Source organism: Paenibacillus sp. FSL F4-0097 (assembly GCF_038593125.1).
In the GTDB taxonomy this organism is placed as follows: domain Bacteria; phylum Bacillota; class Bacilli; order Paenibacillales; family Paenibacillaceae; genus Paenibacillus_AQ; species Paenibacillus_AQ odorifer.
In genome coordinates this window covers 337,637-353,196 of the sequence record NZ_CP151965.1, presented here as the reverse complement: position 1 = coordinate 353,196, position 15,560 = coordinate 337,637, and the positions used below count along the sequence as shown (strand labels likewise).

General features: G+C 46.9%; 16 protein-coding genes. 5 read left to right on the top strand and 11 right to left on the bottom strand.

Translation table 11 applies throughout. The annotated features are described in order from the left end of the window. The first annotated feature begins 199 nt into the window (after nucleotides 1-199). Nucleotides 200-2,497, top strand: a complete 2,298-nt coding sequence (locus MHH86_RS01570; RefSeq protein WP_036687345.1) for a UvrD-helicase domain-containing protein — start codon at nucleotides 200-202, stop codon at nucleotides 2,495-2,497. Between the two features lie 64 nt (nucleotides 2,498-2,561). Here the strand turns inward: MHH86_RS01570 and MHH86_RS01565 are convergent, their stop codons facing one another. The 3 genes from MHH86_RS01565 to MHH86_RS01555 all read right to left on the bottom strand — a co-directional run bounded on the left by MHH86_RS01565 (nucleotide 2,562) and on the right by MHH86_RS01555 (nucleotide 4,440). After that, the gene (locus MHH86_RS01565) at nucleotides 2,562-3,146 is read right to left on the bottom strand and encodes a 50S ribosomal protein L25 (protein ID WP_052096720.1); all 585 of its coding nucleotides are present in this window, start codon (nucleotides 3,144-3,146) and stop codon (nucleotides 2,562-2,564) included. A gap of 87 nt (nucleotides 3,147-3,233) precedes the next feature. After that, nucleotides 3,234-4,178, bottom strand: coding sequence for a DUF1861 family protein (locus MHH86_RS01560; RefSeq protein ID WP_036687344.1), 945 nt, complete (start codon nucleotides 4,176-4,178; stop codon nucleotides 3,234-3,236). After that, complete coding sequence (locus MHH86_RS01555; protein ID WP_051491502.1) at nucleotides 4,144-4,440, bottom strand: helix-turn-helix transcriptional regulator; 297 nt, start codon at nucleotides 4,438-4,440, stop codon at nucleotides 4,144-4,146. The genes MHH86_RS01560 and MHH86_RS01555 overlap by 35 nt, the downstream gene beginning before the upstream one ends. Nucleotides 4,441-4,656: 216 nt before the next feature. On the opposite strand from MHH86_RS01555, the gene MHH86_RS01550 reads away from it, so the two are divergent. From MHH86_RS01550 to MHH86_RS01540, 3 genes are read left to right on the top strand one after another with little or no spacing between them, the layout of a single operon-like run. After that, on the top strand, nucleotides 4,657-5,838 hold the full coding sequence (locus MHH86_RS01550) for a glycosyltransferase family 4 protein (protein ID WP_036687342.1): 1,182 nt from the start codon (nucleotides 4,657-4,659) through the stop codon (nucleotides 5,836-5,838). Beyond that, nucleotides 5,838-6,944 carry a glycosyl transferase gene (locus MHH86_RS01545; protein WP_051491501.1) on the top strand — a complete coding sequence of 369 codons (1,107 nt, stop codon included), beginning with the start codon at nucleotides 5,838-5,840 and terminating at the stop codon, nucleotides 6,942-6,944. The genes MHH86_RS01550 and MHH86_RS01545 overlap by 1 nt, the downstream gene beginning before the upstream one ends. Next, complete coding sequence (locus tag MHH86_RS01540; protein ID WP_036687341.1) at nucleotides 6,937-8,016, top strand: mannose-1-phosphate guanylyltransferase; 1,080 nt, start codon at nucleotides 6,937-6,939, stop codon at nucleotides 8,014-8,016. Before MHH86_RS01545 ends, MHH86_RS01540 begins: the two co-directional genes overlap by 8 nt. A 104-nt stretch (nucleotides 8,017-8,120) precedes the next feature. On the opposite strand, the gene MHH86_RS01535 is transcribed toward MHH86_RS01540, so the two are convergent. The 7 genes from MHH86_RS01535 to MHH86_RS01505 form a co-directional block, all read right to left on the bottom strand. After that, nucleotides 8,121-8,357, bottom strand: a complete 237-nt coding sequence (locus MHH86_RS01535) for a hypothetical protein (RefSeq protein WP_036687339.1) — start codon at nucleotides 8,355-8,357, stop codon at nucleotides 8,121-8,123. Between the two features lie 110 nt (nucleotides 8,358-8,467). Further along, on the bottom strand, nucleotides 8,468-8,785 hold the full coding sequence (locus tag MHH86_RS01530) for a hypothetical protein (protein WP_036687337.1): 318 nt from the start codon (nucleotides 8,783-8,785) through the stop codon (nucleotides 8,468-8,470). Nucleotides 8,786-8,842: 57 nt separating this feature from the next. After that, complete coding sequence (locus MHH86_RS01525; protein WP_052096718.1) at nucleotides 8,843-9,718, bottom strand: alkaline phosphatase family protein; 876 nt, start codon at nucleotides 9,716-9,718, stop codon at nucleotides 8,843-8,845. Between the two features lie 4 nt (nucleotides 9,719-9,722). Further along, the gene (locus MHH86_RS01520) at nucleotides 9,723-10,766 is read right to left on the bottom strand and encodes an ABC transporter ATP-binding protein (RefSeq protein ID WP_342479605.1); all 1,044 of its coding nucleotides are present in this window, start codon (nucleotides 10,764-10,766) and stop codon (nucleotides 9,723-9,725) included. Next, nucleotides 10,763-11,566 (bottom strand): ABC transporter permease subunit, encoded by an 804-nt coding sequence (locus MHH86_RS01515; protein ID WP_051491499.1) that lies wholly within the window; start codon nucleotides 11,564-11,566, stop codon nucleotides 10,763-10,765. Before MHH86_RS01515 ends, MHH86_RS01520 begins: the two co-directional genes overlap by 4 nt. Then, a complete protein-coding gene (locus MHH86_RS01510; RefSeq protein ID WP_342479604.1) occupies nucleotides 11,563-12,483 on the bottom strand; it encodes an ABC transporter permease subunit in 921 nt (306 codons plus the stop codon). Before MHH86_RS01510 ends, MHH86_RS01515 begins: the two co-directional genes overlap by 4 nt. 91 nt (nucleotides 12,484-12,574) lie before the next feature. Beyond that, on the bottom strand, nucleotides 12,575-13,687 hold the full coding sequence (locus tag MHH86_RS01505; protein WP_342479603.1) for an extracellular solute-binding protein: 1,113 nt from the start codon (nucleotides 13,685-13,687) through the stop codon (nucleotides 12,575-12,577). A 279-nt stretch (nucleotides 13,688-13,966) separates the two neighbouring features. Between MHH86_RS01505 and MHH86_RS01500 the strand changes: the two genes are divergently transcribed. After that, entirely contained in the window at nucleotides 13,967-14,734 is a 768-nt protein-coding gene (locus MHH86_RS01500) for a hypothetical protein (RefSeq protein WP_038568271.1), read from the top strand. Nucleotides 14,735-14,779: 45 nt separating this feature from the next. Here MHH86_RS01500 and MHH86_RS01495 read toward each other — a convergent pair whose 3' ends face one another. Beyond that, complete coding sequence (locus MHH86_RS01495; RefSeq protein ID WP_036687327.1) at nucleotides 14,780-15,559, bottom strand: ABC transporter permease; 780 nt, start codon at nucleotides 15,557-15,559, stop codon at nucleotides 14,780-14,782. Nucleotide 15,560: the final 1 nt, after the last annotated feature.

The following is a 15,560-nucleotide window of genomic DNA, read 5'->3' as shown; positions in this document are numbered from 1 at the left end:
ACCGTTGTGTCCCACTCCCACACCAATCCCCAGATTTTTACTGGCTCAATATCCAACACTTTTCCTGTGCAGCAAAAAGCTTGGGATGGTATATTGTAGATTGGCTAAATTTTCGGCACATTTTAAGATGAACTCAAACATCATAGAACTAGGTTTGTTGAGATCACTACTCTATACAGAAATAATGAAGGTGAATCTATTGAATAAGCTTTTATTTCATACTATCCCGCTGGGAGCTACTGGTGAGCGGATCCCGCAAGCGGCTGTGGCCTCAGCGCAGACAAGCCAAGAACTGGTGAAGCGGGAGGATGAGGACTCCGCTTATTTCCGCAGGCTGGAAGAAGGCGGCATCCTGCTCAACCGTCCGCAGATTTCTGCGGTACGGCATCATAAAGGGCCGCTTCTAACACTGGCCGGCGCAGGCTCGGGCAAAACCTCGGTTCTGATCTGCAGAACCGGTTATTTGTTGTCCGTGCGCGGCGTCTCGCCAAGTCAGCTGCTATTGCTGACTTTTTCGAGTAAAGCTGCGGCGGAAATGCGCGAACGGATCGCCCTATTGCCGGGAGTAGGCCCAGCGGACGTCGCGCGGCTGCAAGCCCGTACTTTTCATTCCTTTTTCTTATTTTTCTTGCGCAGACAAGGATTGCAGCAAGAAATTTTCAGTGAGACGCGGCGCCAGCACATCCTGTTGAAACAAATCATGCGTGAGCTCGGGCTACCTAAAGATGCCTATCCACCGGAAACGCTACTCTCCCTGCTCTCTTCCTGCAAGATGAACATGGGTACCGTAGAAGGCTTGCCTGAAGGAACCACCGCTGAAAAAGAAATGAAATCCATTCTGGAAATCTACGAACAATGGAAACTAGACAATTTCAAAATCGACTTCGATGATGTCCTCTTAATCGCCTATCGGATGCTGAAGGAGCGTCCAACGCTTTTGCAGGAATTGCAGATGAGATATCTATACGTGATGGTGGATGAGTTTCAGGATACCAATGCCTTGCAGTACGAGTTAGTCAAAATGATTGCTCACCCGCAGCATAATCTGATGGTAGTTGGCGACGATGACCAGACGATTTATTCCTTCAACGGGGCACGCAGTGAATTCATTCTGGAATTCGAGAAGCTGTACCCGGGAGCAAGGGTTATTACACTTGATATTAATTACCGCTCTGGTCCAGCTATAGTCGGACTCGGCAACGGTATTATCCGGCACAATACGCGCCGGCGTTCCAAAACCCTGCAAGCTGCCAAAGGCAGCGGGAGTCAGCCCCGGTATATGCGTCCGCAGACAGCAGACGAGGAAGCTGAGCAGATGGTTGAGCATATTTTAAACGAGGTTTCGAGCGGCAAAAGAGAATATAGCGACTTCGCCATGTTATATAGAGCGTCCAGCAGCAACCGGGCCGTTCTGGAATTACTTCTTTTACGCGATATTCCCTATATTGATTATGGAGAAGGCCAATTACTGTACGAACACTGGCTAATTTCCCCGGTCGTGGATCATATGCGTCTCTCCGTGAATCGGCGGAATTTTGCGGCTATGGAGAACATCCTGCCTACTCTATATATGAACCGTGAAAAGGGTATGAATCACATCCGGCAAATGGAAGCTAGACAACCAAAGCAAGGCCCACTAATCCATCTGTTGTCCATGCCCGGCATGGAGGATTTCAAGGGCACTAAGCTTAGAGAGCGGCTGGATCTAATTCGCAATATGCGCGAGTTAACCCCAGTCCAAGCGATCCGCCAGATCCGCACGCAATTCTATGATTATTTCATCGAAGCGAATGAGCGGCATCAAGCAACCTTGCATCGCGAAACGTTAAAAGAAATGCTAGATGAACTAGAATCGTCTGCAGAGCGATTTGATAGTATCCCTGCCTTTCTAGATTTCATAGATAATGTTACGGAACGTAATGAACATAATCGTCAGCCAAGCACCAAAGAACAAGGGAATCGGATCGCGCTTATGACCATTCACAAATCCAAGGGCTTAGAGTTTCCTGTGGTCTTTTTGATTGGAGCCTCTGAAGGAATTCTTCCGCATAGCTCCGCACTGGAGGGCGACCGGCTCAAGGACCGCAAGCTGGCCGCTGCAAATAGTGGTAGTTCAAGCTTGGCTGCACTGGAAGAGGAGCGAAGACTGGCTTACGTAGCTGTTACTAGAGCCCGGGAAGAGCTATTTATCAGTTCACCTGCGAGGCATCGAGGCAAAAAAGCAGAGGTCTCCCGCTTCATGTTATCAGCCTTCCGCTCTGCCGTTTCCTCCACAGCAACGACTACGGTGAGCAGAACAGTGACAACAAGATCCTTACCTACCAGTCGCACAACTGCGACAAGAACTCATGTCGTTCCGGTATGGAATTGTACCAGCAATACCTGTCCTGGCTGGACACGCATGAAAGCGGGCGGAGCTGAGGATCATTTAACCTCAAAGCCCTGCCCGTTATGTAGTTCCCCTATGGCAAAGGACCAACGAGAAGTTCCTGTATGATTCAACGCAAAAAAAGCAAGTTTCCTCTTCCCTGGAAACTTGCTTTTTTAATAAAAATATAGGTTTAGGCTGGAGTTACTACCGCTTCTTCTTCCTCTTCTTCATGCACGGTCTTGATCTGGATCATTACGGTTGACGGTTCGGTCAACACTTCAATCCCGTCCTTAAAGATCAGGTCAGAGACAAGCAATTGGTCGCCAATATCCAATCCGCTAATATCCACTTCCATGGAGGTAGGAAGATCTTCAGGCATACAGCGAACTTCCACTTCATAAATTTCAACCTGAAGCGTACCGCCTGCTTTAATACCTACGGCTTCACCTGCAAAATGAATAGTCACCTTGCTGTCCATGCTCTTTTTCATATTTACATGTTGAAAATCAATATGCAGAATTTTGCCGGACAGGGTATCCTTCTGAATGTTCTGAACCACGACCGGAACCTCTAGATCTTCCGATACCTTACCTTGCAGAATTGCGCGCGGATTCTTTTTGAGAATGTCCAGAAGTTCTTTTTCATTCACTTCCAACGTCAGAGTCTCTTTACCAATACCATATAATACAGCCGGAATACGTCCTTGCTTACGCGCCTGATTGATGTTGGACTTGGTGTCAGTCTTACGTGTGTTGAATTGAATAAACTTATTCATTGGGTTTCCCGCTCTCTTTGACCATAAATTCTTGTCACACTAAGTGTAACATGACCATATAATCTAGTCAAACCAACTGAAAGAACGCTAGGATTCATATTCGTCAAATGGGTCAGCGATTTCAATCTGATACGCTTCTGCATCACTCACCCCTACAGACAATACCGCCCGGCCTCCTCCAAGACGTTTCAAGCCACCACTGAAGATGACATCCTCCAGTTCTTTGCGCTTGCCCGGTCCCGCCGGAAAATCACTGCGGACTGCTATTATTTTGACCGGAGTTGCCTTATAAGTCTCAGGATTCAGCGAAAAAGCCATGGCATAATAGTGTTTGTTTCCGGCACTATCGAAGCAAGCAATATGGCCCAATACGCCCACCATTCCACCCCGCAACAGATGAGCTTCATTGGCTCCACCCCACTCTTCGGGCACGAATTGATCCTGTAGCACCTCGGCATCAATGAAGGTCTGCTCATTTAGTTCGTCCAGCGAAGGAATCACTGTGAACCCAATCTGTCCTCGCCCACCCCGCTCGCCCTGTGGCCGGGTAAATACGCCTACACTGCCATTATCAAGCTCGATAAGCCGGATATCCTTCATCGTGCCGGGACCTGAAGAAAAGTGGGTCAAAGAATCGATGTGATACCCCCGGTAGAACTGGGTCACCCAGGAGACAATCCGGTGCGGATCATCCGCTGCCGCAATCACTTCCACCCCGCCCACGATCAGTTCCCCCCTGATCCGGGTCCAGCACGGGTCCTGTAAATTGTACGTATGCGTATGCGCACGAGGTCTCCAAACCCCATCATGGCATGTAAAAAAGAAGACTTGAGAGAACTCACTGTCCCGTTCCTCAACTCTTCCCATTAGTACCTCTTCCCCGTTATACATAAACGGGGCGGTTATATTATAGACATCCCGGTGCCCAACACCGGTGAACGTCAGTTTATTTACAGTAGTTGTACCGCGTCCGGCATGATATGTATCCAGAAGCTGCTTACAGGTGGCTGTCCGTGCCGGGTTCCTTGTCATCGCCGTCCTCCTCGTAATCATTTGAACGATCGATCACCCAATCGTTGTCTTCCGCATCCATGGCAATCAGCTCGCCGGGCTGGACATTAAAGTATACACATAATTTTAGCAACAGATCCCTTGGATACTGCACCATCTCATTCTTATACATTCGGCGTACCGAATCAAAATGGTAATTGATCTCTTTAGCAAGCTTGCGGATCGATAATTTCGGATCATGCCTCTCCATGACCTCACTCAGTTTACTGCGTATGACTGGCATTCCTACACCTCCTCCAATAATATATCCGCACTAACCCCAAGGCGTCAATCGAATTGACAAGATAAAACGGTCATGTTACAGTGGGATTAGGAAATAATTTGCAACATTTCTAATTTCAGAAAACCAAATACCTTTCCCTATTCAGAAAATAGAGTCTTCTTTATTTTCTTTTTTTGTATCCAGACCAATCGCAAGACCATTAGGGAGGCTCTTTGAATGAAAAATACAGTCCGTAATCACAACATCGTGTTCTTGGGAACCAGTCTGCCGCGAGAGTGCGGTATCGCCACGTTCACACAGGATCTGCTAGATGAACTTATCCACCTTCCCGGCTTCAACCCGCCCCGGATTATTGCCATAAACAACAATGAAACCTACGCTTACGATCAGCAGGTAATACGGCAGATCGACCAGCATAATTACGCAGATTATATAGATACGGCCGATTTCCTCAACAATTCTGATACCGATTTGTTGGTCATCCAACATGAATTTGGCATCTACGGCGGAGAAAGCGGTGAATACTTGCTCCCCTTTGTCGAACGTTTGAACATTCCGTATGTTGTTGTTTTTCACACAGTGTTGACCAAGCCCTCCCCTAAGCAGCATCAGATCATCCGATGTCTGGCCGAGCGTAGCGTGCAGGTCGTGACGATGGCAGAATCAACCCTTACCGATTTATCTACTATTTATGAGATCCCAGTTTCCAAAATCACATTCATCCATCACGGTGTCCCTCAAGTTAGCACAGCCTCACGCACCAGCCTTAAAGCACAATACGGTTATCCAGACCGCAAGATCCTCTCCACCTTCGGCTTCCTCAGTCCCGGCAAAGGGATTGAATACAGCATCGAAGCCATGCGCGGCGTGGTCAAACGCCATCCCGAAGCACTTTACATTGTCTGGGGCAAGACCCATCCGGTCGTCAAGCTGGAATCCGGGGAAGTTTACCGCCAGAAACTGACGGACCTCGTAGAAATGTTTGACTTGCAGGACAATGTCCAATTCGTCGATAAGTTGCTGACCCAAGAAGAAGTAATAGAGTCCTTGGTCATGTCAGATATCTATGTGACTCCTTATCTGGGTAAGGATCAGGCCGTCAGCGGCACCCTGGCCTACGGAGTCGGTTATGGCCGGGTCATCGTGTCGACCCCTTACCGCTACGCCCAGGAAATGCTGGCAGAAGGCCGCGGTCTACTGGCTGATTTTCATGATTCTGCTTCCTTGGAAGCCTGCATTTTGCGCTTGCTGAACAGCCCTGCTCTGGTGCAAACAATGGAAGACCGCACGTTGAAGCTCGGGCTCACTATGCGCTGGAACGAAATCGCCAAAATCTATGCCGCCTTGTTCCACAGCCATATCCAGAGCTCGGCGTCAGCTGATCGGAGCGTGATTTAATGGAAACCTCCACCACAGTACAGTCTAAACCAGGCTATCTGCGCAGAATTACGGACGATACAGGAATCTTTCAGCATACCAAGTTTGGGGTTCCGGACCGTTCCAAGGGCTACACTACCGATGATAATGCCCGCGCCCTGATTGCTGCGGTCTTAATGTACGAGAATTCCCGGGATGCCGTGGCACTCGATCTCATTCATACGTATATCTCTTTTATCTATCATTCCCAGACAGCGGACGGCAATTTTCGCAATTTCATGGATTATAACCGCTCCTTTATAGAGGATAAAGGTTCTGAAGATTGCCAGGGACGTACCTTGTGGGCACTAGGGTTCGCCTTGTCGCATGCAGCTTCCCTGCCTGACAACCTGATGAATACCTGCCGGTATTTGATCAATCAGGCACTGCCGCATCTGGAAGCCTTGGGCTCACCTCGGGCCGGAGCCTATGCCATCATCGGCTTAAGTTATCTTACCGAAGCACCCGGCCCATTAGGTTATGCTTTTCCATACCCGCATACTGAAAACACGACCGAAGAAGCCGCCTTTCTGCCAAGGGCAACCATTGAGAGTCTTATCGAAAATATTGCGGTTCGGCTGCATAATCAATATACCCGCTATAAGGGGCACGGCTGGAATTGGTTCGAGGACAGCATCACTTATGGCAATTCCATGCTGCCCTGGGCTCTGCTTCGGGCCTACCTAATCTCCGGGAATAAAAACCTGCGGGAGACCGCCAAGGAAAGCCTGGATTTCCTAGCTTCCACCACCTTCTCCAGCAAAGGCTACTATAAACCGATCGGCAGCCATGGCTGGCTGCTGCGCGATGGGCTGGCTGCACCCTATGATGAACAGCCCATTGAAGCCTGCGAGATGCTGCTGGCCTGCCGGGAAGCAGCTGTTGTTCTTGAGGACCCCTCTTATCTTGCGCAGGCAGAATTATGCTACAACTGGTATCTAGGGCATAATTCCTTGGGAATCCCCCTAATCGATCCGCAGACTGGTGCTTGTTATGACGGTATTCATGCGGCGGGGCTCAACCTGAATCAAGGCTCGGAGAGCATTATATCCTTCACAATTGCCCGGTTGGTGATGCATCATGAATAAATATGCTACGATCCTAGCCGGCGGGGGCGGAACACGGTTTTGGCCCCTGTCCAGACAAGAAATCCCAAAGCAGCTGCTGAACATTAGTGGCAACGACATTATGTTAAACGATACGATTGAACGCTTCAAAGGGATTATTCCTCAGGAGAATACAGTTATCGTTACTAATCGTACCCAAGCAGTATTGTTGGAGAGTATTATGCACAGCAGCGTTCTCAAAGCTAATATTCTAATTGAACCTGTGGCGCGAAATACAGCCGCTAGCATTCTTTTTGCAGCATTATCTATAGAGAAGTCTCATGGCAATTCTTTAATGGTCGTCCTTCCTTCCGATCACTATATAACGGATGAGGAACAATTCCGTCTTACACTAGACGAAGCCTGTACTGTTGCCATGGAGTCAGACAAAATAGTAACCATCGGAATCAAGCCTACTTTCCCATCTACTGGCTACGGCTATATTGCCTTTGATAAGACGCCGATTGCGACAAGCCCAGTGGCTGTATATGATGTAGATGAATTTGTAGAGAAACCAAACTTTCAGAATGCACAGAGTTATCTGGCATCCGGTAATTATCTATGGAATAGTGGGATTTTTATTTGGCAGACCTCTGTCATTATTGATAATTTCAAACGTTATCTACCTCGACTCTACAAAACCATGCTGCCCATCAGTGATTGTTTGGGTACAGATCAGGAAGAGGAAGTTATTAATGCCATCTATCCAACGCTTCAGAATATTTCGATTGATTACGGCATTTTAGAACGCTCTGATGAAGTTGTTGTGCTTTCCGGACAATTTGGCTGGAATGATATCGGTAGCTGGGATGCACTGGGTTCAATCTTCCCTCCGGATGATGCAGGCAACATTATAAAAGCAAATCATGTGGGAATAGATACCCATAACTCAATCATTTATGGAAATGGCAGACTTATCACGACCATTGGTGTAGACGGGTTCATCATTGCCGATACTGGGGATGCACTGTTAATCTGTCCCAAGGATAAAGCGCAGTCAGTCAAAGATATCGTGGAACTTCTAAAGGAACAGGGAATGACAGAATATATCTAACTAAAAAGAATGCAAAAAGACGGGCCATTGCAGTACATGCATGGTCCGTTTTTTATCTAATTATATAAGTTGAACAGTTTGTACATGTTTTGTAAGCGCCAAACTTAGGTCCAAGCCCACAAGAACCCGTCTCGATCCCAAGCAATTCTCCCGCCATGGAGTTTCCGGAAAGCTTTCTTCACTTCTTTGGAGAGTGAGGCATTGCCGTTCTCATTCACAAATACAAATTGTTCTCCAAAGTTCTCTTTCACATATTCAATCGCCGCCGTCTGATGCAAGGTACCCGTAAAACGAATCTCCTTCACCATCCATTCTGCTACTTCTTGTGCGGTTATTTCCATATGGATGCGCCTCCTCTCTGTGCTTACTGCTAAAATGTGCCCTCATTATAACATGAATACAGCCCAACCGGACAAACGTCCGAATTGGGCTGTATTGAAGTCATTTTACATCACTGTGGATAGATATGGTTCGAAGGATAACGGGACTTCTGTCCTCCACTCACCATCAACAGAATCCCAGTAATTAAGTGCAAGAACCAGCCCACAAAAGGAATCCATGCCAATAAAGAAGTTATAATTCCTAGTACTGAACCGTAGATAGACTCACGGTCTCTTGAAGATAAAATCAATGTAATCACATGTAGAATAAACATCAACCCCAGAACGGAATACCCCGTGCCAATAACAATAGCAGCACCCAGGATTGGAATTGCCAAAATAATTTCACAGGAACCCGTAATCCATTTCATAGCTTTAGAAGCGCTCAATAGACAACCTCCTAATTGGTTGAAATATATGATTTTTCTCGTGCTAATTATTTTATTTCATACCAACGGCAAAGGTTCTTCCACTTTGTCATGGGATTGCTTCTGCACAAGTGGAGGCAAGCCCTCCTTACTCATTGCTGCCGAAGGGGCCAGCCCCAAACAGTGGCACATTAAAGGAGCCAGTCGCAGCTGTGGCAGTACTTCTTCCTCTTTTTCCGAAGATAATACATCTACCCCAAACGTATATAATGGCACATCTCGCTCGGAAGGGGTTATCCCGCCGTGGTACCCATTTGCGTTCATTCCGTGATCTGCCGTAATCATAATCTTATAGCCCTGTTCCATCCAAATGGGCAAAACAGTGGCCAACAGACCGTCAGCATTACGCACTGAAAACTCATATTCCTTGCTCTCTCCGCCATAACGATGCCCGGCGTCATCTATATTCATGGAGTGAATGTATAGGAAATGCGGATCATAGGCACTCCGTAAATACACAGCGTCGGCAAACACATGACTGTCGGGATAGTGATCCTCGAAATAAAAACTGCCATGCTGAATGGGCTTCATCACATTGTGCTGATGGCGATCAGCAAGCGGATCAAAAGGGGCCGAATTATAAAGCTCACTGACCCAATGATAGGCGACAGCAGCTGTGCGCAAATTAGCGCCCACTGCCAGATGGAATACGCTCTCTTCATGGCTTGGTCTCACAATATGGTTAGCCGTAATTCCATTTTTGGACACGGGTGTACCCGTCAAGAGCACTTCATAAAGCGGGCGTGACAGACTGGGTAATTCCGATTTCACTCGGTGACATGATATTTTCCCCTGCTCCACCAGATGCTCCATATACCCCATATATTCACGTGCGGCCTCATATCTAAGTCCGTCCAACACTACCACAATAAGTTTATTGTTCATTTCAGTCATCTTATTACGCTCCCTCTCGTTCCAGATGCAGCAGCTCAGAAGGGTTCAGAGCCAAGGTGACGTTAGCCCCTTCCACCAGCCTCAGCCAGCGTCCGTCATTTAAAAGATCAACCGTTAAAGAAATGTCTTCCACCTCTACCGTACACCTAACAATATTGCCCAATACGGAGACAGATTTAATGATGCCATCCACCAGTTGCAGTCCGGCAGCAACCTCGTGAAGTCCCGCGCCCTCATGCAGCAGCGTAACCGCCTCAGGCCGAATAGCAAATCGGTCCTTCGTGCTATCTATCCCCCGGAACAACGTCATCACTTCTGATCGGGTCAATACATTGTAACTGCCCATAAACCGGGCAACGAACTCTGTTCGTGGTGCGGAGTACAACCCCTCAGGTGTGCCATCCTGCACAATCCGGCCACCGTTCATAATACAGATGCGGTCTGAAAGAATCAGCGCCTCCTCCTGATCATGCGTCACGAATAGTGTCGTCATGTTAAACCTTTTTTGAATATCACGGATTTCAGCACGTAAATTCTTGCGTATCTTAGCATCTAGTGCGCTTAAGGGTTCATCCAGCAGCAATACTTTGGGCTGCACCGCTAGAGAACGAGCCAGCGCTACCCGCTGCTGCTGTCCACCAGAGAGGGACTGCGGATATACATCCCGTCTATCCTCCAGATCGACCAATGCCAGCAATTCCGCGCAGCGATGATGGCGGGCTGATTTCGATAGTCCCCGCATTTTCATTCCATACTCGATATTTTGGCTCACCGTCAGATTGGGGAACAAGGCATAAGACTGAAACACCATTCCTACCTCGCGCTTACGGGGCGGCAAACTCCCCAGATCTTTATTTTCCAAAAGAATTCTGCCGCCATCCAGCTCTGAAAGACCGGCTATGCAGCGTAGCAATGTGCTTTTTCCACAACCGGAGGGGCCTAGCAGTGTCACAAGCTCACCTTCACGGATCTCCAAATCAACATTGTCTAACACACAGGTATTCCCAAACATTTTGCGTACACCCTGCAGCTTTAGATAATCATTCATCCCTTAATACCTCCCCCCATCTTTTTACCGAGCTTCATTAGTACCATCGAAAGAATTAGAATAAACAGAAAATAAGAGATCGCAATCGCACTGGCCAAATGTCCACTTTCACCAACCCTTTGATATAGATATACCTGAATCGTCTGAATATGTCCGCCAACTAACATGTTCGTAAGAACAAATTCGCCGAATAGAACTGAAAATGATAACAGTGTAGAGACGATAACCCCAGGCCATATATTAGGCAAAATCACATTCAAGAAGGCCGTTCTTCGGCGGGCACCAAGCAGCTCCGCAGCATGCAGCAGTTCTACGGCATTAACCGTTAACAGACTATTGCGAATGCCCTGATACATATAGGGAAGGATGACCACAAAATATGCGCCCACCAATAAATACGCTGTTCCAGCGATATCAAAAGGACCAGAGGAATAGGTACGAATAAGACCTACCGCAGCCACAACACCAGGCACCGCATAAGGCAAAACAACAATACCTTTCATAAAGCTCTCCCAGCGCGGAAAATAGAGGGTGATGACAAAAACAGCTGGCAGCATCACGGCCAGACTCAGCACCACGCTGATCAGGCATAAATAAAGCGAGGTCCAAAGCGCCTCCAGAAAGCGAATATCCTCAAACATTTCCCCAAACCAATTCAAGGTCCAAGCTCGGGGCAGCAGGGTATTCTGCCAGTCTTGTGCAAAAGCATAAATACCCGTCGCCAAAAGAGGAAGCAGCAAATACACCATGAGCAGCAGCATGAAGGTGCGTGGAGCGAAGCCTGCTTTGCGTATATTCATTGCCCTACCTCCTCACGAGCTGTCCATAAACGCCGGGAAGCTTTGATTTTCACATCCGGTTTACTGAGTGCTTTCGTTCCAAACCTCTCCGCACGCCGCACCATTAAATGGTTCAGATAAACCGCCAAAATCGTAGTCAGACCAAGCAGAACAGCAAGCGTACTCCCCATTTGTGGCTGTGTAACCACATCTCCGGCAACCAGTGAACCGATACGTACCGCCAACAGATTGTAATTTCCGCCAACCAATGCGTAAGCCGTGGCATAAGCCCCCATTGCATTAGCAAAAAGAATTCCAAGTGTGCCAAAGATCGCTGGAGTTAGAATAGGCAGGCCAATCGTCTTCCAGAACTGCCAAGGCCCAGCCCCCAGTAAGGACGCTGCCTCTCTCCACTGCTCACGGATTCCGTAAAAGGACGGGTACAAAAGCAATAAGGCTAACGGAACCTGAAAGTATACATACACCAGTATTAGACCTGACCAGCTATATAGATCAAAATCGGCAAAAACACTCCAGCCCCACTGTTTAAATAAGAGTGTAAACACCCCATTATTTCCGAGCAAAATGATATAAGCAAACGCCAGCGGAACACCTGCGAAATTAGAGGTCATATTCGACAGCATTAGAAGTCTATCGCGTACTCTCGGGGTAAACCGGGTAATGCAATAAGCACAAAAAAGTCCGATAATGATCCCTATCAGACTTGAGGTTATGGAGATTAGCAGACTGTTCTTAATCGCCTGCATGTAATAGGCACTTTGCAATGCATGCAGATAATTGCCTAACGTAAATCCCGTTCCGTCCGCTGTGCGTAAGCTTCCCGTCAGCATGGATATTATAGGTACCAGTTGAAAGGCTAACACCATTAGTGCAAATGGAATAAGTGCCAGGATCACACCGCGGCTTCTTTGTTTCATCTTACTCGCTCCTTGTCGCGGGAATAGAACAAAGGCGCCTTACGGCATCATGACGAAGGCGCCCTGCTTCTTTTTTGGAGAGAAATGAATACTAGTTCAAATGCACAAGCACACGTTCCTGCCACAATTGAGGAATGGTTTTTGCCGTCTCTTCCCATACCTTGTAATCACCAACAGGCTTAGCGTTGACATATTCTTCTTTTGGCAGCAGCTTAGCTGCAACATCATCCGGCAACGTTACACTGTCACGGATCGGACGAGCGTAACCTTTGGCAAGATTAATCTGTCCTTCATCACTAAGGATGTATTGGCGTGTAAGCTTCGCCGCGTTAGGATGCGGCGCATATTTGTTGATGATCGTGGCATACCCGCTCACGACACTGCCTTCTTGTGGAATGGCTACAGCGAAGCCATCTTTGTTGATCTGGTCTCTATAGTTCAAAGCGTTGAAATCCCACAGCAGGGTAACTTCTACTTCACCCTTTTCAATGTTGGCAAGGGAAGCTTCTGCATTGGAGAGACGTCCTTTTTTAGCTAAATCCTCGAAAAAAGCAATCCCCGGTTCAATGTTCGACTCGTCGCCACCAAAGGCGATCGCTGCGGCCAATACAGCCATCTGTGCTTGAGCAGCTTTGGTTACATCACCAACGATGATTTTGTAATTGCCGTTCTTCAGATCTTCCCAATTCTTCGGCGGATTCGCCACGAGCTTAGTGTTAGTCAGAAAAGAGATGGTGCCTTGGTAGCCGACAATCCAATTTCCGTCCTTATCCTTAGCCCAATCGGGGATTTCATCCCAGTAGGATGTTTTATAAGGCTGTGTTACCCCTTTCTCCACGGCAACCGATCCAAACGCAATCCCCACATCTCCGATGTCGGCCGTTGGTTTGTCTTTTTCCGCATCAAACTTGGCAATTTCCTCCGCGCTCGACATATCGGTATCCGAATGTGTAAGACCATACTTACTGTCCATATCACTCCATGTATCTTTCCAGTTCGCCCAGGAATCCGGCATCCCCACACTGACGATACTGCCCTCTTCTTTAGCTTTACTTTCGATCTCAGTCAGACTTAATTCTTTGGTGCCAGCCTTTCCATTCGTTGTTTCTTCAGCCTTGGCCGAATTTCCACAAGCAGCAAGCAACAGGACGAGCAAGGATAACATTAGACCCATCGATAATTGATTTTTGATCCCTTTTTTCATGATTTCCCCTTCACTCCTATTTCTTATTTGCGGGCTTCTTTATGCCCCAACTGTTAGGCACTCAATTGCAGTATAGGCGTGTACTATTTTCGCGGCATTAAGGAGAATAGGAATATTTGTAAATAAAAAGAAACGACCTGTCGTCTTTTTAGATGACCGCCGTTTCCCTTAGAAATATTTTTATGAAAATAATTACATTAATTACACTAAAATAGAACTTTACTGATGTATAGTAGTATTTATTCATAATAAGAAATGACCCTCAGAGGAGCTTGAAAAATGCCGTTTACAAAAATTCAGATGGTAACAGGTTTATTTCTATGTACTTTGCTTATCTCAGCTTGCAACAATGCAGCTACTCCTCCTAAAAATAACACGCCAGATACAAGTAATAAAATCATTCAAATAAACAGTGATCTTTACACCCTCCCATTACGTGATCAGAATACAGAACAATACAACTACGCTGTCAAAACCTCTGCCGGTATCGCATGGTTGCCAGCTCCAAAAATGAGCATTGCCCCTGGAACAGAAGCAAATCCATTTTATTTTCCAACAGAGCCATTCACTTTCTATTTAAGTTCTCCTAATGAAAAATCACTAGCTGTAGAAAAGTCCAAGAAGCTATTGACGTTACCTTTAAATGATGGCGATGCTGTTCTGGTGGTTAGCGGCGTTTTTGGATTAGATGATTATATCCTCTATCATACCTTTTCCATTTTCACTGATGGAGCTCAGCCGATACGAGAACAAGCTTGGGTGATGAAAGTAGACGATCCAACATCTAATAAAGAAATTGCTCAATTCCATTCATCTGGAGGTAAATTTTATAGTTATGCAGTTGATGAAAAAGAAAAACTTTATCTATCGGTTTCCATACTTCCTGGAAACGCAGATGGTAGCTATAGTTACGAAGTTTATATTTATAATCTTCTGACTGGCAACAAAGAAAAAATAAATGATTATTCTCTTAATCCCTCATCACTGGATTCCATCCAATTTACTTACAATGACAAGAAATATTCGTATAAACTTCAGTCCAAGTAAAAAACTGCCCGACATTTCCAGGCAGTTTTACATGTATGAATATAACTACCGTCTACGCGCTGCCACACTGACAACACCGTATCTGTAAAGCACCTTCTTACCGAACCAGCCAAAAAGCCGATCCGTAAAGAAGCCCATAAAGCCAAGGCAGAACAACCCGACAAAGATCCAATCCGTACGGAAAAACAACCGGGAATTCCAGATCAGATAACCTACGCCTTCGTTCGAAGCAATCATTTCCGCGCCGATAATCGCCATATATGAGGTGCCCATCGCTAAGCGGATACCCGTAAAAATATAAGGAATCGTCGCCGGAACGACCACATGAATCAGAATTTGCCACTCACTGGCGCCCATACTGCGGGCTGAGCGGATTTTGTCCTCTTCCACGGACATCACACCGGTTAAAGTATTCAGCACCACGATAAAAAAGGTGGCGTACATAATTAACGCAATCTTCGACTGCTCCCCAATACCAAACCATACTAGGAACAAAGTAATGAATGCAATCGGCGGGATAAAACGGATAAAGTTCAGGAAAGGCTCCGCAAAAATACGGATCAAGTTCACCTTCCCAATGATTAGTCCTACGGGAATCGCCAGTAAACTGCCGAGTACCCAACCAATGAGCACCCGATAAAAGCTAATCCCTATATATTGCAGCAAGGTTCCGTCTTCCAGCAGCTCCCGTCCGCCCTTAAGTGTACTCCATGGTCCGGGGATCACATCGGGGCCATAGATTACAGCTCCAAGCTGCCAGACGCAGAGCGCGGTAATCCATAGAAGGGTTACGGAAACCCACTTCTTCTCCACCCATTTCCTCATC